This window comes from Otoolea muris (assembly GCF_943193115.1).
In the GTDB taxonomy this organism is placed as follows: Bacteria; Bacillota; Clostridia; order Lachnospirales; family Lachnospiraceae; genus Otoolea; species Otoolea muris.
The window spans coordinates 1-19,379 of sequence record NZ_CALPCY010000048.1; the positions used below are offsets into that span (position 1 = coordinate 1).

Below are 19,379 nucleotides of genomic sequence, written 5' to 3' on the forward strand. Positions count from 1 at the left end.
CCTCCATAGTATTCTTATGGAGTATTGTATCAGAAAACATCACCAAATGGGTGATATTATTTCATCTTAAAAAAATATCGGAAGGCCGCATAAACAAAGCGATTATAGAATGGAATAATAATTAAGCTTCACGGATTAAGGTAAAAGTAAAGAAGAATCCCTAAACTGTACTGCAATACAGTTTAGGGATTCGTTCTTTCGTCAACGTGGACTTTTCATTTCTTTTTGCCTACTGGCATTATAGCATATGCAAAAATGTTTTTCAATATGCCTTTTTTATAAAATTTTTATCCTAATCTGGTATCAGTCAAGTATCCTTCATTTATAAATCTCCTGCTTCCCAAAACAGCCGCGATCACGCCATCTCTATCTGCGGGAGCCCCCGGATTTTCCGGATTCCCACTTGCTTACGCAGACCGCGCAGGAAATATCTCCGGTGATATTCAGGCAGGTCCGTCCCATGTCAAACAGGCGATCTACGCCATAGATAATCATAATCAGATTTACATCAATTCCCATTGCAGTCAGCACCATAGCCAGCATGATCGTGCCTGCTCCGGAGACGCCGGCCGTGCCGATCGAGGCCAGCGTAGCGGTTACGACGATCGTCACCATCTGGCCAAGGCTCAGATGAACGCCGGCGCAGGAAGCCAGGAAGATCGTTGCCACACACTGGTAAATAGCTGTGCCGTCCATGTTGATCGTAGATCCCAGGGGCAGGACAAAGGAGGAAATCTCGCCGTCCGCTCCCAGCTCATCCGCGCACTCCCTGGAAACCGGCAGGGTGGCGGCGGATGAGGCTGAGGTAAAGCCAAATATCATAGCCGCGAACGCCCCCTTAAAGAAACGGACAGGGCTCATGCCTGCAAATATCCTGGCAGACATGGAATACACCAGAATGGCATGCGCCGCGTATCCGATATAGGCGCACAAAAGCACCAGCGCCAGGGAGCCCAGGATGCCGGCCCCCTGCGTGGCCACCACCCAGGCCATCATGGTAAACACACCGATCGGGGACAGGCTGATGATAAATCCCATCATCTTCTCAATCACCGCATACGCGGAGGACACAAACTCCCGGCACATCCGGCCATTTTCGCCTGCCGCCATGATGGAACCGCCGAGAAGCAGGGCGATCACGATGACCTGGAGCATATTAGCCTTTACAAACGCATCCCACATGTTGGACGGGAAAATCGCTACAAGCGTGTCCATAAAATTAGCGGAGGTCGCCTTTTCCCAGACCGCGCCCTCCTCCAGCACAAGGGTTGGGAACAGGCCGGCGTTGTCAAAGATATTTGCGAGAACCAGGCCGATGACGCAGGCAATGGCAGTCGTACACAAAAAATACGCTACCGTCTTCCAGCCCACAGAGCCGACCTTCCTCATATCGCCCATGGAGAGAATCCCGTCAATCATGGATAACAGCACAACAGGGACCACGATGAACTTGAGCAGATTGACAAAAATATCGCCAAATGGCTTCAGATAGCCGGACGCAAGGCTCACGGCGCCGGTAAAGTAACAGGCCAGGCCAACAAGAATGCCGGCAATCAGCGCAATCACAATCTGGACAGGCAGACTTACTTTCTTTTTCATAAGCATTTCACCTCAATTCTAAACAGCGGACACTTCGCGGAGCAGATCCGTCCTCCTTTTTTCTCTTGTACGCAGAATCCATTGTCCTGACAGTTACTGCGCCGTCATAAGTGGCAAAAAGCATGGCCTTTTGCAGATGTTAAGAATATACGGGTGATTATAGCAAAATAATTCGGATGAAGCAAGCCTTGGACGCTCCTGGCGGATGTTTCTCATACAACTGCCCTAATTGCGCCAGATGGAGCCTCTTCTTTACCTGTTCCGGCATTTCCTTTTTTCCCCTGGAAATCAGCAAAGCAGACGGGCTGCTCCGCTTTCCACCGCCGCTTGTTTCACGGCGGCGGCAACGCATGCCGCGACATCCGGATTAAAGGCGGAAGGAATGATATTGTCTGCTGTAAGCTTATCATCTGTGATCAGTGATGCGATTGCCTTCGCGGCGGCGAATTTCATATCATAGTTAATATCTCTTGCCCTTGCGTCCAGCGCGCCGCGGAAGATTCCCGGGAAAGCAAGGACGTTGTTAATCTGATTGGGGTAATCGCTTCTTCCCGTTCCCAGGATACGGACGCCGGCTGCTTTGGCTGCTTCATACGTGATCTCCGGTTCCGGATTGGCCATGGCGAAAACAATGGGATCCTGGGCCATTGTTTTGATCATTTCCGGTTTTAGAGCGCCTGCAACGGAAACGCCGATAAAGACGTCGGCGCCAACCAGCGCATCCGCCAGATTTCCGCGGAGATCCTCTTTGTTTGTGAATGTGCAGAGCTGCTTTTTGTGCTCTTCCATGCCATCCGTTCTGTCCGCATACAGAATGCCGAATTCATCGCATGCGATAATATTTTTCACACCGGCGAAGGACAGCATCCTGATGATGGCAGTTCCGGCAGCGCCCGGCCCATTTAATATAACCTTTAAGTCCGATAATTTCTTTCCGGTCAGTTTTACTGCATTCATCAATCCGGCGGTAACCACGACCGCGGTGCCGTGCTGATCATCATGAAAAACCGGGATATCCAGTTCCTTTTCGAGACGGGATTCGATCTCGAAGCATCTGGGGGAGGAAATATCCTCTAAATTAATACCGCCAAAGACGGGAGCAAGGAAGAGTGTGCCGGACTGTAAACCCCTGACGTTCTTTCTCTGTACGGAAAGCAATTATTACCGGGCCTTTTTTGAGATGGCATATAAGTATCAGGACTGGAATTTTGAACAGGGTTATTTTGATTTCTGCGATTATCTCTGTCCGGATCAGGAGAGCTCCCTGATTGAATATCTGAAGAAAGGAACCTTCAGAGAGTGGCTGGATGAGAATAACCGGTATATTGACAGCCTGTCTCCGGAGGATATACAGGCGATGACGCAAAGGAAACTGGAAAAGCATATACGGCTCTGGAAATCAGGAAAAATCAAGTATTCTCTTTCCCGGATGAGTCCGATTATGCCCCAGATTTTAGCGGAAGGCGTGGAATGTACCTATATACCGTTCAGTATTGAAGATATGCGCAGTGGGTTCCAGCAGTTGATTCAGGAGATTCTTGTGCTGCGTCTGCGCAATAATCTGCCGGCGGCTATTGATATTCTGCTGCCCGTTTCCGAAGATCCGGTGCGCGTATTTCAGGATCGGTATGAGGCGATGGAGCGGCTCATTACAGCGTTTAATAAAAAATATCTCTGTGATTTTATCGTTCACGAAACGCATCTGGGATTTCGGATTTCCACAAATCATAAAACCGTGGAACGGATTACCGCTGGCATGACTGTCTGCCTGCTAAAGGAATATTTCGAGCAGCACGGCGGGTTCAAGGTTTACATCGGTTATGGGATCGGTACGGATCTGGCACAGGCTGAGGCGGCGGCTGTGGACGCGTCCAGGGAGTCCAAAATTGCCCTGGGACGGGTAAGTTATCTGAAGGATGAAAACCGGGTGCTGGCGGCGCTGTCCGATGGTCATGCGGAGCTGTCGATTAGCAGTGAAATTTCTCCTTATGTCCGCGAGGTTTCCGATATGTCCGGTCTCTCCACTCTGACTATCCAGAAGCTGATTGCAGCGCTCCGGCTTATCGGAACGGAGGAGGTTACCACACAGGAATTATCCCGGATCCTCCATATCACGATCCGCAGCGCCAACCGTTTCGTAGCCGCCCTGGTTAAATGCAATCTCGCCAGAGTGCTGTATTCCAGGCAGAATAATACGAAGGGACGGCCCAGCAAAGTGTACCAGATTTTACTGGATGTGACAGAGGAGAATAAAGGATTGCCGGATATTCCCGCTCCGGAGCGTAATTGAAAACTATCCCGCCCTCTGCGCGGCCTGCTTTACCGTTCACATTCCATTCATAAATCTTTAAAAAACCGTTTACATTACCATCATGATTTCTTCACGATTTCATTCTATACTTTAATCATCGCAAGAAACATTGCTTACAAGATTTTTTTCATAATACTGAGCTGATTCGATCAGCTCTCCTCCCTAGAAAAGAAAAAGCCTCTCACTGCTGGAGAGGCTTTTTCTTTTCTGTCTGCAGGCCGTTCCTGTAGGGCTTTTCCACCCGGCCTGACAGGATGAGAAGCCCCAGGAGGTTCGGGGCCGCCATCAGGCCGTTGAAGATATCGGAGAGCTGCCACACCAGCTCCATCCTGGACACGCACCCAAAGAATACGGCGCAGAGATACAGAGAGCCGTAGAGCAGACAGGCCGCCCGGACAAAGCGGCCGTCTCCGGCCAGATAGCACACGGCCTGCTGCCCTAAGTAAAACCATGCTATAATCGTAGCAAACGCAAACAGGCTCATGGAAAGGGCTGTAAGCCATCCCCCAATCGTCCCGAAGCAATGGGAAAAGCACGCTGTAACCATCGCGCTCCCATCCATACCGCTCCCCGCATGTAAGCCCCGTCCGCCGCCTGACACGCAGAGCACGGCCAGGGCGGTCAGGGTACAGCTTACAATCGTGTCAAAAAACACCTCGAACACGGCCCATAGCCCCTGCTGCCTGGGAGAGGCGTCTTCCCCGGCCGAGCCGTGCAGCACCGCCAGGCTCCCCAGGCCCGCTTCATTGGAAAATACGCCCCGGGCCACGCCGAACCGGATCGCATGTTTCATCCCATACCCCAGAACGCCGCCCGCGGCGCTCTCCGGCCGGAATGCGCTGGTAAAAATTTCCCCCAGAGCCGCCGGAACCCGGTCGTAATACCCCAGAATCACGGTCAGGCACAGCGCCATATAAAGCCCCGCCGAAAACGGCACAAGCCGCGCGGCCAGATCCGAGATCCGGCGTATCCCTCCAAAAATGACGGCCATCACAAACGCTGTCACAAACGCCCCCGCCCAAAATGGCGGCAGGGAAAATGCGCAGGCGGCGCTTTCAGAGATGGAATTCGCCTGGACCATACTTCCCATTCCGAGCGATGCCACCACACAGAAAAAGGCGTATACGCTCCCCGGCGCACGGCTTTTAAACCCCTCTTCCAGATAGACAAAGGGGCCGCACAGATACGATCCGTCCGCCCTTTTCCTGCGAAAGCAAAGCCCTAAGTATGTCTCCGCATAGGCAGTCGCCATCCCCAGAAAAGCGGCGGCCCACATCCAGAACACCGCACCCGGCCCCCCGGCCGCCAGCGCCGTAGCGACTCCCGCGATATTTCCTGTCCCCACCGTAGCCGCCAGCGCCGTACAGACCGTTGAGAGCTGGCCGCGCGCGCCGTCTCCCCCTTTTAAAAGAACCCCCGCGGTCTCGCCCCACCAGCCTCTGACAGAGAGCGCCTGAAATCCGCGCAGCCGGATCGTGAAACATATCCCCGCTCCCAGAAACAGCGCCAGAAGCCAGCTTCCCCATACTGCGTCATGAATCGCACGAATCATAGAAAGGCCCCAGGCATGCTGCGATCCGGCCGCGGCAGACGGCCGGACTGCAGCTTCCGTATTCCATTATTTATTACTATCTTTTATTCCCGCTCCCATTCATATATGACGGAAAGTATGATATAATATTTCCACACAAACCGTGCGAATATCCACAGAAAGAAGGTATCCCATGCCAGGCTTCACTACTCATTATATCTTCGGCATGAAAGCATACAATGACATGCCCAATTCCGCGCTCAAACACATTGTGGCCAAATACCGCTGGCTCTACCAGCTCGGGCTGCAGGGCCCTGATATGTTTTTTTACAACATTCCCATCCTGCGCCACCGCGACTACCGCAATGTGGGCTCTTACATGCACGAGTACCATGTCAATTCCTTTTTTGAAAACTGCCTGCGCCATATCAGCCAGATTTCGTCCAGGCAGCGGCGCGAACAGGCCGTATCCTTCCTGGCCGGCTTTATCAACCATTATATCGCGGATTCCATCTGCCATCCGTTTATCTACGGGCGGATCGGCTATGATACTTCGGAACCGACCGCCATGCACCACGGCATGCACGCGGCCCTGGAGAATGAACTGGACGCTATCCTTTTGTGGAAATACAAAAAGAAAAAGCCGTCTGAATTCAACCAGACGGCCACTATCTGCTTAAACGGCCAGGAGCTTCAGTTTATCTCCAATTTCCTGGCTGACTGCATCAATGAAACCTACTATCCTATTACTTACTGGAACAATTTTCGCGTAACTCCGGCCATGGTCCACCGCTCTATCTGGGCCCTGCGCTTCGGCTGCCGCACCCTGGCCGACAAATCGGGAAAGAAAAAGTACAGCATCGAGCTTGTGGAATCCATCTTTATCCGCCATCCTGTGGCCTCGGCCAAGCTGGTCACGGATACGATCACCGATTACCGGAAAAGCTGCAACTTAGAGCATGAGGTGTGGTGCAACCCCTGGAAGCGCTCCATCGCCTCCACAGCCTCCTTTGTCGATCTGTTCAGACAGACCCTGGCAAAATGCAGCAGCGTTTATCATCTCTTAAACTGCTGTATTACAGGCGGATCATCCGATAGGGAAACTGCGCTGCCCCTCCTTTTAAATGAGCTGGGAAATTACTCCTATCACAGCGGGCTTCCTGTTTCATAAGATTGCTATGGTACAACTGCCTGCCCCGAATGTCCCTGGCAGCGCCTCATGGATGTCAATGCCTGCTGCCGCGTTTTCGTACAATCACCGCGGCAAGCGCGCAGACCCGTCTGAACCGTTACGCATTTTTTCAGCCGCAATCCGGCCAAGAATATATTCACAGCCCCGGCCTGCCGCCAGCGCCCGAAATGCCAGTATCAGCGGATATTTCGTCGTGGACAGGCGCCGCGAACCATCAGAGCATCCTCCATTGCGGCCTCTGGAATCGCATAGATAGGCAGGCTGGAAAGAAGCGCCTGCCTGATCCCCGCAAAAAAGACAGATGTAAGTAAGCAATACCTCCAATCTGTCTTTTTATTTGAGTAATTATAATGATTTCCTGCGCAAAATACGGTTTTCTTACTCTGCGGCCGCTTCGCCGCCTTCTTCCGCCGGCTCAGCGCCGTCTGCCTGTCCGGCATCGTCAGCCGCCTCATCGTCTTCCTCTTCCGGCTCGTCCACTGCTCCGCCGCCTTCTTCCGCGGCATTGATCCGGTTCTGGAGCTCTCTTGCATCCGGAAGGACAAATTCAACCCCCGCGCCAAAGCTGGCGCTCATAAACCAGCTCTCCTCGTCATCCTGGCTGCTCTCCGGAACGATGCTGAAGGAAAGGCTGTAATTCTTCCAGAGCCCGCCATAAGAGTTCTTGGTCGATCTCTCAATCGAGAAATCCTGCGTCGCAACCGTATCATTAAAACCCTTAATCAAGTCCTCTGCGTAATGAAGAATTTCATCGCCCGGCAGATCATCTGCCACCACCCACATCAGCATAATCTCTTTTTTGTTGGGTTCCAGATAGAATTGGAAGTTTCTGGCGTACGGGAAGGCATTCTGATCCTCAAAATTCTCCTCCGCATCCGTGCTTACCTGCGTCCAGTCAATCTCAATCCCCTCCCGAACATCAAAATCGGGATCCGCAATTTTTGTCTCCGAATCCGGCTGAACGATATTGCTCTGGGTGCAGCCGCTCAGAAACACCATGCATGCAATCAACAAAAAAAGTTTTCTCATTAAGTATACCTCCTTGTATCGCATGGCTATTATATAATATACTTTTATGAATTTGTAGTCATTTTAAAAAAATTCACAAAATCTTCATATTTCTCAAATATTATGCCCCTTTCAGCGGGTATATATTACGTATTTATTAAGCCATTTTTCGTAAAAACTGTGGTTTCCCGGGCGGCTGCGCTTCCCCGCGCTCTGCCATGCCTGCGGCCGGCCGGGCGGAGGATCCGAAAACAGCCGCCGCCCTGCTCCTCTTTACCATTATTCTTCCCGTCTGTCTCTCTGCGGCCTGTCCTGACGCCTTGTGCGCTCCTCCAGCATCCGCTCGAATTCTTCCTGGGTGCAGCCGATCTCTTTTAAGCGCTCCCGCCTGCGCATCCTGCGTTCCTCCATCATCCTGCGGTCCGCGTCCCGCTTGCGCTTTAACAGGAATACCCCGCTTCCGATCAGCACAGCGGATAATACGAGCCCGGCCCCGAGTAAAATCTGGCCGCCGGATATGCCAAGGCCCCGTTTATTTCCGTCCGGCGGCTCCGCATCTCCCGTCTCAGAGGCCCCGCTTTCCTCAGAAGAAACAGCCGTGGCCGCCTCTGCGTCAGCCTGCTCCTGCTGCGCTTTGGAAGCGCTGACAAGCCATACGCTCCCGATCCGCCTGTCATTGTATGTATATTGCAGGAGGGCGGCCGCGCCGTCCGGATGATCCTCTGAGAAATCCGTAACCACCTCTTTCTCAGCATCCCCAAAGGAGGCGTTTTCAGGAACCGTGATCACAGCTTCGGGGTCGATCGACAGATCCGAAGGGGCGTACTCCGTCCCCCCAATCTCCACCGGGGTTTCGCCTGATATGTAGGCCGCCTCATTCTCCGCGATGTTCAGATTGTGAAAGGAATTAAACCCGAAATTTAAGAGGGCCGTGGTGTCCTTATAGTGTGTAAACTGCGTGCTCTTCATCGTCACGGCGACAAGACGCCGGTTCTCTTTGACCGCATAGGTGATAAGCGTCTGCCCGGAAAGTTCGGTATATCCCGTTTTTCCCGCTAACGCGTATACATAATACTCTTCCCGCGACGGATCGAGCATCCTGTGCTCCTGATAGATCGAAAAGCCTTCGGGATTATTGGCCGTGGCCGGCATCCGGCAGTTTTTGGTCTGGCTTATCTCCAGCATAACCGGGTTGGAATACGCGGCGATCCCGATCAGCGCCATATCATATACAGTGGTCATCTGTTCTTCGTCGTACAGTCCTGACGGATTCACAAAATGACTGTCCACGCATCCCAGCTCTTCTGCCCTCTGGTTCATCATCGCTATAAACTCTTCCTGGCTTCCCCCCACATGCTCTGCAATGGCGTTTGCAGCCTGGTTGGACGAGGTCAGAAGCATGAAATAGAGAGCGTCCCGCAGGGTCATCTGATCGCCTTCTGCCATATTATTTTTATTTCCGCTGTCTGATTCCACGTTGTTCATGGCGTCTGCTGTAAAGGTCACCGTATCGTCCAGGTTTCCGTTTTCAATCGCCACCAGCGCGGTCAGCACTTTTGTGATGCTTGCCGGCGACTTCTTAACGCGGATATTCTGCCCGTACAGAACCGTCCCGGAATCCACATCCACCACAATCCCTGCTTCGGACTCGATCCCCGTGTCAGCCGGCCAGTCCGGCCGCGCCAGAACCGTCATGGCAGGACTGAAGACTGCCAGGATAAAGCTTAAAAGTATACTGATTATCTTTTTCATTTTGCTCCTCTTATCACCTTTCTGTATCAAACACACGTTTGTCTGAACCGCTCCCGAAGTTTTCTGTCCTGCCAACGATATAGATCGGCCTGTCCTTCAGCTCCGTAAACAGGATGGAAATGTACTCTCCAATGATTCCCACGACAATAAACAGCATGGCAAACATGAAGCACAGCAGGACCACGATGGTCGCATACCCGTTCGGCGTCCCCTTCACCGCCCACTCGTACACCGTCTCCAGCATGACGAGAAGCCCCAGGAAGCCCACCAGAATCCCGGAATAGATGCCCAGCTTCAGCGGCAGATCCGAAAAGCAGAGGATCGTATTGACCGAAAAGCGGAACAGCTTGCGTATGCTGTACTTGCTCTCGCCCGCCACACGGGGACTGGCCTCGTATTCCAGCGTCGTATAGCGAAAGCCGATATTCTGGACATAGCCGCGCAGGAAGCGCACCTTTTCCCGGTAGCTGCTCTTAAGCACCGCCGCCGCATTGGCTGTAAGCGCAAAGAAGTCGGACGCGTTCGGCTCCAGCTTTACATCGGAAATCGTATTGATCAGGCGGTAAAATGCAGCCGATGTGATATTTTTCACAAGCCCGGCCGACTGGTTTCTGGTCCGCACCATGCTGATTACCTCATAGCCCTCCTCAAATTTCTCAATGATTTTGGCCACGCACTGAGGCGGATGCTGCAGATCCGCGTCCATGCACACGATTCCGTCCCCGCTGCTGTAGTCAAGTCCGGCCGTCATGGCCGCCTCGTGCCCGAAGTTTCTGGAAAAATGGATTGCCCGCGCCTTATTATCCCGCTTTGTAAACTCATCCAGAATCCGGCCGGAGCGGTCCGTGCTCCCGTCGTTTACAAAAATCAGCTCATAATCCCACGAAAGCGCGTCGAAGACCGGCTTTGCCTCCTGATAAAACTGCTCCAGCGCTTCCTCCTCATTATAGACGGATATTACAATCGAAATCTGCTTCATACGCCGTCCGCCCCGCTTTCAAACACCTCAATCTCGATTGTAGAATGGGACGGCCTCTGCTTCTCCTCAGGCGGATACCACATGTATTCCCCGTAGAGAATGAGAAGCATGGGATCATAGCCCGCCGGAACCATAAAATGCGTATCCTCAAACGGGAGCTCCGCCACTTCCTCGCACCAGCTCCCCTCGGTTGTCACATATAAATAGTCCGGCTGGTAATTGCTGTAATACCATCTCGCTGTCTTTTTATCCTGATCCTTTACCGAAACGCGGCGCTGCAATTGAAACAGCAGGCGCATAGGCGCCAGATGCCCCACGGCCGCCAGCGCGCCCACCCGCAGCTTATCCGGCAGGCTGTATTTGGCAAAGTCCAGCTTATACCGGTGCGCCATGGCCATCCCGTAAATAATCTTCTGCAAAAGTCTTGTCCACTCTGCCTGCCAGTCCTTATCCGGCAGACGGTCGAGAATGAACAGATCCACCCAGATGTGGTTCAACTTTCCCTCATAAAAGCGCATCTCCTCACTATCCCGGTGAACCCGGCTGTGCTCGTAGATGATACGCGGGGTAAAATCGTAGAACGCGCGGCCTGACCGGAAATCCTCTGGGCGAAGGAGAGACATCCCCTCCGGCAGCTCAGCCTGCGCCACGTCCATGAACCTCTCGAAATTGGGCCTTGTAAAGGCCACATCCGCATCATCATCCCACGGGATAAACCCCTTATGGCGCACCGCGCCCAGAAGCGTCCCGGAATCAAGCATATACTTGATGTGATGTTTGCGGCATATGCGGTCGATCTCTTTTAAAACCTTCAGATTCGCCTCATGTACCCTGGCGAGATCCTGTTTTTTCCCTTCCATTATATCTGACACGCCTCTTTCAATATCTTCGCCATATAATCCGTCATCTCATCCGTCATGCCCGGATAAACGCCGACCCAGAAGCTGTCGCGCATGATCCGATCGGTCTGCTCTAAGCTTCCCACTACCCTGTACCCCTCGCCGGTCCGGCGCATTTCGTCAAAGCACGGGTGTTTTAACAGGTTTCCGGCGAACAGCATTCTCGTCTGGACGCCCTTTTGCTCCGCATACTGCACCACGCGGTTCCGATCCACGCCCCTGCGGCAGGTGATCAGAAAGCCGAACCAGCTCGGATCGGACTTTTCGCACACCCCGGGCAGGATATAGCTCTCCTCCGTCCCGGCCAGCCCGGCCTTTAAGCGGGCAAAATTTTCCTTCCTGCGCGCCGCAAAGGACGGGAGCTTTTCAAGCTGGGCGCAGCCGATGGCGGCCTGCATATCCGTAGCCTTCAGATTATAGCCAAAATGCGAGTATACATACTTGTGGTCATACCCCAGCGGCAGCTCTCCGTACTGGCGGTCAAAGCGGTGGCCGCAGAGGTTGTCGCAGCCGGACGGGCACGAGCAGTCGCGGCCCCAGTCGCGGAAAGATCGTATGATCTTGTGAAGCAGCGGATTGTCCGTATACACCGCCCCGCCCTCTCCCATGGTCATATGATGCGGCGGGTAGAAGCTGGAAGTCCCGATATCGCCGATCGTCCCGGTAAACTTCGTCTCTCCGTTTATCGTATAGCGGCTTCCAAGGGCGTCGCAGTTGTCCTCCACAAGCCATAAGTTCCACCGGCTGCAGAATTCCTTCACCGCCTCCAGATTAAACGGATTTCCCAGGGTATGGGCGAGCATGACGGCCTTCGTCTTTTCCGAGCGCGCCTCCTCAAGGCGTTCCACATCGATATTATACTGCGGGATCGTCACATCCACAAAGACCGGAACCGCCCCGTACTGGATCATGGGCGTTACCGTGGTCGGAAATCCGGCCGCCACGGTGATCACCTCGTCCCCCCGCCGGATGCGGCGACCGCCCAGAAGCGGCGATGTCAGCGCCATAAAGGCGGCCAGGTTCGCGGACGATCCGGAATTGACCAGAGAGCAGAAGCGGACGCCCAGATACGCGGAAAGCTGCTCCTCAAACTGCTCTGTATACCGCCCGGAGGTCAGCCAGAACTCCAGGGCGCTGTCAACCAGATTGACCATTTCCCGGCTGTCATACACGCGCGAGGCGTACGGGATCCGCTGTCCCTCCTGAAACGGCGCGCGCTGATTGTGATACGTTTCACAATAATCGGCCACAAGGCCGAGGATCCGGCGGCGCGCCTCCTCTTTTTTTGCATTTATCTCTTCAGACATCCTCTTTCCTCCTCTCAAGAACGGCTGTCAAAAAACTCCCGGATCTGCCGGTCCGTCACGGAGCGCATATCCGCCCCGCCAAGCCATGCCTTTGACCATTCCACGGTTTTTTCAAGCGCCTCCTCAATGTGGTACAGCGGCTTCCAGCCAAACACGCTCTTAATTTTCGAGCAGTCAAGCTTTAAAAATCCGGCCTCATGGGGGCCGCCGTCGCCCTTCTCCGTCCACGAAATCCCCCCGCCCCATTTCTCACAGAACAGCTCCGCAAGACGGCCTGTACACACACAATCCATCTCGTCCGGCCCCACATTATAATTCCCCGCGCATTCCGCCCTCTCTGCCTGCTCCTTTGCAACAAGGAGATAGACATACAGCGGCTCCAGCACATGCTGGAATGGCCTGACAGACCGGGGATTGCGCACAATAACCGGCTCCCCCGCCGCCGCGGCCCGCACACAGTCCGGTATAATCCGGTCGTGCGCAAAATCCCCGCCGCCGATCACATTGCCGGCCCGGCAGGTCGAGACCGCGCAGCCCTGCTCATCCAGAAAGGACTGCCGGTAGCTGTGCGTCACAAGCTCCGAACACGATTTACTGTTGGAGTACGGATCATAGCCGTCCAGCCGGTCCGTCTCCCGGTAGCCGTACTCCCATTCCCGGTTTGCGTACACCTTATCAGTCGTGACATTCACAAAGGAGTAGACGGACGGGTGACAGCGGATACACTCCAGGACATGTACGGTTCCCATCACGTTCGTCTCATACGTATAGACCGGATCCCGGTATGACTCCCGCACAATCGGCTGCGCCGCCAGGTGAAATACGATCTCGGGCCGTATCTCCTCAAACACCTGCATTAAGTGATCCAGGTCGGTGATATCGCCGCGCCGGTGATCCATCGTCTCGCCAAGCCTCAGCAGATGAAACAGCGCGGGATCCTCAGACGGCTCCAGGCTGTAGCCCGTGACCGCAGCGCCCGCAAGCGTCAGAATCCTCGTCAGCCATGAGCCCTTAAAGCCTGTATGGCCCGTTACCAGCACCCGCTTTCCCCTGTAATAATCCAATAAATCCATGCCTTATATTCCCTTTCCCCGCGCACCCGCTCTGTCCCAGATCCGCCACGGCGCGCGCCCCTCCCGCCACAGATCCTCAAGCTGCATCCGGTCGCGCTGCGTGTCCATGCATTTCCAGAAGCCGTCGTGGCGGTACACCATCAGCTCCCCGTCCTTTGCCAGATTCTCCAGCGGCTCCTTTTCAAACACCGTCCCGTCCCCGTTTATATAGTCAAATACATGCGGCTCCATGACCATAAAACCCCCGTTGACAATCTTGCCGTCGTCGTCGTTCTTCTCCCTGAATTCCCGGATCGAACCGTCCGGGGCCGCCTTAAGCACCCCAAAGCGCTGGCCGATATTGACTCCTGTGATCGTCGCCGTCCGGCCGTGGCCTCTGTGAAATTCTACCAGGGCCTTAATATCCACGTCGGAAACACCGTCCCCGTAAGTCAGGAGGAAGGTTTCGTCCCCGATATAGTCCTGCACGCGCTTAATGCGGCCGCCTGTCATGGTATTTAAGCCCGTGTCAACCAGCGTAACCCGCCACGGCTCCGTTTTATTCGCATGGACCTCCATCCGGTTCTTCGCCAGATCAAAGGTCACGTCCGAGGTATGCAGGAAATAATCCGCGAAATATTCTTTTACCACATACTGCTTATAGCCTAGGCAGATAATAAAGTCACAGCAGCCGAATTCCGCGTAATACTTCATGATGTGCCACAGAATCGGCTGTTCCCCGATCTCAATCATCGGCTTTGGCTTCAAATGGCTCTCCTCGCTGATCCTTGTCCCGAATCCGCCTGCCAGTATAACCACCTTCATCAAGCCTTTCCTCCTTATATCATGATGTTGGGGTCAAAAGGTCTTTTGACCCCTGATGCCTGCGGATTGCTCTGCATTTCATGCTCCCGCAATCCTAAAAACATTCAAAATCCGCCCTGTCGGGCTGCTTTTTCATGTTTTTGCGGGTCCCAAAGTCATGTATCGACATGCAAGCATGTCATACATGACCTTTTGACCCTGGCATCATGTCATTTTTTAAATATATTCAGCTCATTTTCCTCGAGAATCCGCATGGCGCTTCGGATGGCGTCCGCGCTGCTGTGCAGGTACATTTCCAGATCCTCGTCCGACGCGGTCCTGTATTTAAGCGCCAGCTCTCTGGAAACCGCCAGATACGCCTTCCGAAACGGCGCGGTCTTAATTTCCTGCGCCGTAGTCCACGCATTCCCCGCCAGGATAGCCAGGCTGCAGAGCGCCGGCGCGGCCAGTGAGCGAAGAAACCGGGCGGACGCCTTCACTCCGCTCTCCGTCCGCCGCTTTGCCCTGGCGGCCAGCGCAAAGGTCAGGAGGATGCCCAGAATCCCCATCTGGTACTGGAGTTCATAGCGCGACGACATCCCGTAGGAATCGTTTAAAAAAATCCATCTCGCGGACAGGATCAGAAGATGGTTCAGTCCCCCGTTCAGTATCAGGAGCAGGGGAAACACGGTCTTCTTATAAAGCGAATGCCGGATATTTAAGCAGAGCGCATACAGGTACATACCCGCCACAGCCGCCCCCAAAAGCCACACAAACGCCTCGCTCCCGATAAAGCCCCCTTTTTGCCCAAGGGCCTCAAGCTGCGCCACGCCCACCACGGCGGAGGCAAGGGCCTTTAGCAGAAACGACACGAAAAACCACGGCCGGGAAACAAAGGTTTCCACAATACTTCCCCCCACGGCCCCCCTGTGGACATAGACCGCCTGCGAGCTGCTCCACAGATAGAGAAGGAGCGCGGCAAGCGTGGCGGCAAGACCGGACAGCCAGATCCGGTTCCATCTTCCTTCCCTCTTATAATCCGCTGCCAGAAGCGTCCCATAGGCCAATATCAGAATCACGCTGTAGCTTCCGCAGTAAGGCCCCGCTATAAAGAGCGTCAGAACCGGCGGAAGGGCCGCGCAGAGCGCGCGATCCCATCCCGATGCGCAGCCCGTCGCCGCCGCGTGATCCAGGACCGCATAGTGCAGCATAAATCCCGATATGGATAAAAAGCAGACCCAGCCCGTCCCGTTTGTCGTCATCTCCCATTTATTGAGGCTGAAATACACAAACAGGCACAGAAGATACCACGCATAGGGGATCTCCCTCTTCCGAAGCCCGTAGAGCGCCAGGGCCGCCGCCCCCGCGCCCATGCTCAGCACGCCCAGCCCCATATCAAAAAAGGTATTATACTGAAATAACTTCACATTCACAATCCGCCCCAGGTAAGTGACCGGAACGCGGGTCAGGATATCCGGCACAAAAAATTTGGCCGGGTTTGCCACATCCGGCAGATAGGAATTGATCAGGCGGATGTAATCCGAATATGCCACATTCGACGATGCGGCGCGGATGTAGAAAAAATATAACAGGATTCCTGTAAATACCGGTATCAGGTACGCCGCTCTGCGCTTCATTCCAATCTCCTCTTATCGCTGCTTATCTGGTTCAGATAGAGCTCAAACAACTGCCTGTGCTTCTTTGCAATCACCTCCAGGATCACGCCGCTGGCCCACAAAAGGAAGGCCACCACATAGAGGCCCGAGCAGGCGATCAGCGTCGGGAATTTCGGCACCAGGCCCGTGGCCAGATAACCGGACAGCACAGGGACAAACATCACGCTTGCCACACAAAAACACATAAGCCCCAGCCAGCCGAAAAAGGCAAACGGCCTGTAATCGCGAAAAAGCCTCGCAATGGTTTTAAGGACCCTGAAGCCGTCGCGGTACGTGTTCAGCTTGGAAACGCTGCCGGCCGGCCGGTCCCGGTAGGTAACCGGCATTTCCACGAGCTTAAAATTCTTGTCCAGGGCATGGATGCTCATCTCTGTCTCAATCTCAAAGCCCTGTGAAAGGATGGGAAAGCTCTTGACAAATTCATAGTTAAAGGCCCTGTAGCCTGTCATGATATCCTGTATCGAGCTGTCAAAGATCGTATTGATCAGCCCGCGTACCAGACGGTTTCCCGTATTGTGGAAAGGGCGCTTATTTTCCGTAAAATACGTAGAGGACAGCCGATCCCCGATCACCATATCCGCTTTTCCGGACAGGACGGCGTCTGTCATGCTTCTGGCGTTCTCCGCCGGGTAGGTGTCGTCGCCGTCAATCATCAGATAACATTCGGCGTCAATCTCGCGGAACATGCTTCGGATCACATTTCCTTTTCCCTGCCGGTACTCATACCGCACAACCGCCCCCGCCTTCCCCGCAATCTCATCCGTCCCGTCCGACGAATTGTTGTCGTATACATAAATCACAGCCTCCGGAAGCGCCTCCCGGTAGTCCTTAATGACCCGTTCTATGGTCTGGCTTTCATTATAGCACGGAATCAATACCGCGATCTTATCCATTTCTTTCCTCCTCATCTGGAATGTATCCCCCGCCGTCCGGATGCGAAAGCGCCGGATTAATCACAATCCCGATCTTCCCCTCCTGGCTGCTCTTAAACGTAAGCTCAATGTCCCCCTCGAGCCCGGACAGATCAAGGATGACCTCCGCCCGCTCATATTCCTTCGCGCCGACCGGAATGACGCCCGCTTCCTTTACCCGTCTTCCGTCGTCCGCCATGACGATAATCTCGAACGGAAACGGAAGCATCCAGTAATCCGGATCCCCGGCGATCGCCTCCAGGCGGCAGGCATCCCCTGATTTTGTAAAGCGCAGAACATCCTGCTCCCCTCTCTCCCCGGCCTCGTCCCCGCCGGTTTGCATAAGGTTCCCGTCCTCACCATCCCCGCTCTCTTGTTCCTCCTCAAAACCGGCCTGATACCATGTGTTTTTCTGCCCGTCCGCCATGCGCAGCCCGGCTGCCGTGTAGGACTGAGGGCCTTTTAAAATGGTATCCACATACTCCAGATCCCAGACATACCATCCGGCGTCATTCATCCATTCCAGATATTCCTCCAGCGTCCCGCGCCCCTGCGGGAAGAGATCGTAAACCCCTTTCCCCCCGCGCATATAGCCCTCTATTTCCGACAGATACGCCTCCTGAAAGGACGACAGCTCGCTCACCACGGAATAGCGGTTATACACAGGGACATCCTCCCCGATCAGCCGCGCATAGCTGCCGTAGTCCCCCCAGGTCAGGAAAAATACGTCAATCCGCTCCTTTAAGCTGTCCGAAAACAACTGATGATCCCGGAAAACAAGAGGAAGATTTCTGCGCGTCTCCTCACGGGATTCCACGCGCAGCGCCCACTCCCGGCCCTCCCACACCGCATGCACCGCATTTGGCACACGCGCCGCGAACGGAACAGCCAGCAAAAGCGCCGCTGCCGACGCCGCCCGGCCCCGGCGCATCAGCCGCAGATACCAGCATGCGGCCAGAACGCCTCCCAGCAGGATTCCCGCCATAAAATACCGGATATGGCCTGTGGTCTTTGCCCAGGCCGCAAACGAGCACACAAAGACCGCTGCCATCGCGCCTTCCGTCCGGTACAAAAGCTTTTTTCTTTTCGCCCAGGCCGCCAGAACCGCCGCGCCTGTCCCCAGGACTGCCAGGTAAATCACCGCCAAATCCGCGTTAAAGGTATTGTAAATCTCGCTCAGACGGTACTCCGGATAGCGGATCATATAGTACGCCCAGAGAAGCAGCTCCCGCAGCCCCTGAGGCCCCCATCTCTGATCCTTAAAGTCCGCGTCAAAATAATAGGGTGATTGAAAGATCGTATTATAATAGGGAAACACCGGATTTCCGGTCGTGATCCCGTTGTAAATCAGATAAATGCACACCGGCGCGGCCCCGGCCGCCAGGCACACGGCAAACAGGCCCGGCGAGACGGTTTTGCGTATTTTCCAAAGATACAGCAGGATCAGCGGCGCCAGATACACGATATTCGTCATCTTTAAGCAGAACAAAAGCCCGCCGCACAGGCAGAACACCACAGCCTCCCGGCGCGCCTGCCGCTTCCTCCCCTCTTCTCTCACCAAAAGGAAGATCATCTCAAAGAAAAAGGGAAGCGCCGCAAGCTCAACCATATAGCTCCCGCTCTCCTGCAGAACCTCAAAGCGGCAGACAAGAAAGAACGCCAAAAAGGACGGCCGTCTCCAAAACGCCCATTTCGCGCGCATCCCTTTTCCCTCGCCCGCAGCGGCCAGAGCGCTGGAACTGCCCGGGCCGGGCCCGGATACGAACCATTCCAGAAATACGGTTACCTGGCGGTAGAGCACAAGCAGGGCCGCCGCATTTAAAAGCGTCCCCATCCGCAGCCCCAGGAGAAGGCGGAACGGGTAAAACATCCGATCGCCCAGGCGGAAGCCGAACATCTGAAACCGTCCCGGCATCGCATGGTAATGCAGATTATCCACAAACCCCGGTATCTGCGACAGGAGATGGTAGTTCTGCGTGTCATAGCTCATATCCGGCCGGATCGATTTGGCGGCAAAAAACAGCGTGATCGCCATACACCCAAGCGCAAAGAAACGATCCGGCTGTACATTTTCACGCTTCGGAATCCCGGCCGCCTTTCCCGCGATGAGGAGCGCAAGAAGCAGCGCAGCCAGCCTTGACAGAAGCGTCGCCTGGCGGACGCCGGCCAGCCAGCACGCCAGATCCGCAGACTCGCAGCACCATATAAAAATCGTGTACGCAAAAAACACGTAAAACGCGCCGCAGCTCACCCGCCACACGGATTCCCCGTCCCGCTCTGCCCGGCGCATCCCCGCTTTCCCGGCAACACTGCCTTCTTTGCAGATATCCCCTGCCCGCGCCTTAAAAAGCTTCATAC

General features: G+C 54.4%; 14 protein-coding genes and 1 pseudogene. 2 read left to right on the forward strand and 13 right to left on the reverse strand.

Translation table 11 applies throughout. The annotated features are described in order from the left end of the window. Nucleotides 1-366 precede the first annotated feature (366 nt). Both NFS31_RS20670 and NFS31_RS20675 read right to left on the reverse strand, forming a co-directional pair. Entirely contained in the window at nt 367-1,605 is a 1,239-nt protein-coding gene (locus NFS31_RS20670; RefSeq protein ID WP_251499382.1) for a dicarboxylate/amino acid:cation symporter, read from the reverse strand. 282 nt (nt 1,606-1,887) lie between these two features. Further along, nucleotides 1,888-2,703: pseudogene (locus NFS31_RS20675) on the reverse strand (NAD(P)-dependent malic enzyme); the annotation flags it as partial. 7 nt (nt 2,704-2,710) lie between these two features. Here NFS31_RS20675 and NFS31_RS20680 point away from each other — a divergent pair. Beyond that, complete coding sequence (locus NFS31_RS20680) at nt 2,711-3,889, forward strand: hypothetical protein (RefSeq protein WP_251499386.1); 1,179 nt, start codon at nt 2,711-2,713, stop codon at nt 3,887-3,889. Nucleotides 3,890-4,091: 202 nt separating this feature from the next. On the opposite strand, the gene NFS31_RS20685 is transcribed toward NFS31_RS20680, so the two are convergent. Next, the gene (locus tag NFS31_RS20685) at nt 4,092-5,462 is read right to left on the reverse strand and encodes an alanine/glycine:cation symporter family protein (protein WP_251499388.1); all 1,371 of its coding nucleotides are present in this window, start codon (nt 5,460-5,462) and stop codon (nt 4,092-4,094) included. A 172-nt stretch (nt 5,463-5,634) separates the two neighbouring features. On the opposite strand from NFS31_RS20685, the gene NFS31_RS20690 reads away from it, so the two are divergent. After that, entirely contained in the window at nt 5,635-6,612 is a 978-nt protein-coding gene (locus tag NFS31_RS20690) for a zinc dependent phospholipase C family protein (protein ID WP_251499391.1), read from the forward strand. 399 nt (nt 6,613-7,011) lie between these two features. On the opposite strand, the gene NFS31_RS20695 is transcribed toward NFS31_RS20690, so the two are convergent. The 10 genes from NFS31_RS20695 to NFS31_RS20740 form a co-directional block, all read right to left on the reverse strand. Further along, nucleotides 7,012-7,662: a hypothetical protein gene (locus NFS31_RS20695; RefSeq protein WP_251499393.1), complete on the reverse strand. Its 651-nt coding sequence runs from the start codon at nt 7,660-7,662 to the stop codon at nt 7,012-7,014. A gap of 258 nt (nt 7,663-7,920) precedes the next feature. Continuing rightward, entirely contained in the window at nt 7,921-9,393 is a 1,473-nt protein-coding gene (locus tag NFS31_RS20700) for a D-alanyl-D-alanine carboxypeptidase family protein (RefSeq protein WP_251499395.1), read from the reverse strand. A 13-nt stretch (nt 9,394-9,406) separates the two neighbouring features. Then, nucleotides 9,407-10,372: a glycosyltransferase family 2 protein gene (locus NFS31_RS20705; protein WP_251499398.1), complete on the reverse strand. Its 966-nt coding sequence runs from the start codon at nt 10,370-10,372 to the stop codon at nt 9,407-9,409. Beyond that, a complete protein-coding gene (locus NFS31_RS20710) occupies nt 10,369-11,232 on the reverse strand; it encodes a LicD family protein (RefSeq protein ID WP_251499400.1) in 864 nt (287 codons plus the stop codon). Before NFS31_RS20710 ends, NFS31_RS20705 begins: the two co-directional genes overlap by 4 nt. Then, nucleotides 11,232-12,578 (reverse strand): lipopolysaccharide biosynthesis protein RfbH, encoded by a 1,347-nt coding sequence (gene rfbH, locus NFS31_RS20715; RefSeq protein WP_251499403.1) that lies wholly within the window; start codon nt 12,576-12,578, stop codon nt 11,232-11,234. Before rfbH ends, NFS31_RS20710 begins: the two co-directional genes overlap by 1 nt. A gap of 14 nt (nt 12,579-12,592) precedes the next feature. Beyond that, complete coding sequence (rfbG, locus tag NFS31_RS20720; RefSeq protein WP_251499405.1) at nt 12,593-13,651, reverse strand: CDP-glucose 4,6-dehydratase; 1,059 nt, start codon at nt 13,649-13,651, stop codon at nt 12,593-12,595. Nucleotides 13,652-13,654: 3 nt separating this feature from the next. Next, entirely contained in the window at nt 13,655-14,455 is an 801-nt protein-coding gene (rfbF, locus tag NFS31_RS20725; RefSeq protein ID WP_251499408.1) for a glucose-1-phosphate cytidylyltransferase, read from the reverse strand. Nucleotides 14,456-14,664: 209 nt separating this feature from the next. Next, complete coding sequence (locus NFS31_RS20730; RefSeq protein WP_251499412.1) at nt 14,665-16,071, reverse strand: hypothetical protein; 1,407 nt, start codon at nt 16,069-16,071, stop codon at nt 14,665-14,667. Next, nucleotides 16,068-17,003 (reverse strand): glycosyltransferase family 2 protein, encoded by a 936-nt coding sequence (locus NFS31_RS20735; protein WP_251499414.1) that lies wholly within the window; start codon nt 17,001-17,003, stop codon nt 16,068-16,070. The genes NFS31_RS20730 and NFS31_RS20735 overlap by 4 nt, the downstream gene beginning before the upstream one ends. Beyond that, nucleotides 16,996-19,377 (reverse strand): hypothetical protein, encoded by a 2,382-nt coding sequence (locus NFS31_RS20740; RefSeq protein WP_251499417.1) that lies wholly within the window; start codon nt 19,375-19,377, stop codon nt 16,996-16,998. The genes NFS31_RS20735 and NFS31_RS20740 overlap by 8 nt, the downstream gene beginning before the upstream one ends. Between the last annotated feature and the right edge of the window lie 2 nt (nt 19,378-19,379).

What these genes read in the sequence shown, in the direction of transcription:
- NFS31_RS20670 (WP_251499382.1), bottom strand. Translation starts at nt 1,605, where the DNA reads ATGCTTATGAAAAAGAAAGTAAGTCTGCCTGTCCAGATTGTGATTGCG.
- NFS31_RS20685 (WP_251499388.1), bottom strand. Translation starts at nt 5,462, where the DNA reads ATGATTCGTGCGATTCATGACGCAGTATGGGGAAGCTGGCTTCTGGCG.
- NFS31_RS20690 (WP_251499391.1), top strand. Translation starts at nt 5,635, where the DNA reads ATGCCAGGCTTCACTACTCATTATATCTTCGGCATGAAAGCATACAAT.
- NFS31_RS20695 (WP_251499393.1), bottom strand. Translation starts at nt 7,662, where the DNA reads ATGAGAAAACTTTTTTTGTTGATTGCATGCATGGTGTTTCTGAGCGGC.
- NFS31_RS20700 (WP_251499395.1), bottom strand. Translation starts at nt 9,393, where the DNA reads ATGAAAAAGATAATCAGTATACTTTTAAGCTTTATCCTGGCAGTCTTC.
- NFS31_RS20705 (WP_251499398.1), bottom strand. Translation starts at nt 10,372, where the DNA reads ATGAAGCAGATTTCGATTGTAATATCCGTCTATAATGAGGAGGAAGCG.
- NFS31_RS20710 (WP_251499400.1), bottom strand. Translation starts at nt 11,232, where the DNA reads ATGGAAGGGAAAAAACAGGATCTCGCCAGGGTACATGAGGCGAATCTG.
- rfbH (WP_251499403.1), bottom strand. Translation starts at nt 12,578, where the DNA reads ATGTCTGAAGAGATAAATGCAAAAAAAGAGGAGGCGCGCCGCCGGATC.
- rfbG (WP_251499405.1), bottom strand. Translation starts at nt 13,651, where the DNA reads ATGGATTTATTGGATTATTACAGGGGAAAGCGGGTGCTGGTAACGGGC.
- rfbF (WP_251499408.1), bottom strand. Translation starts at nt 14,455, where the DNA reads ATGAAGGTGGTTATACTGGCAGGCGGATTCGGGACAAGGATCAGCGAG.
- NFS31_RS20730 (WP_251499412.1), bottom strand. Translation starts at nt 16,071, where the DNA reads ATGAAGCGCAGAGCGGCGTACCTGATACCGGTATTTACAGGAATCCTG.
- NFS31_RS20735 (WP_251499414.1), bottom strand. Translation starts at nt 17,003, where the DNA reads ATGGATAAGATCGCGGTATTGATTCCGTGCTATAATGAAAGCCAGACC.
- NFS31_RS20740 (WP_251499417.1), bottom strand. Translation starts at nt 19,377, where the DNA reads ATGAAGCTTTTTAAGGCGCGGGCAGGGGATATCTGCAAAGAAGGCAGT.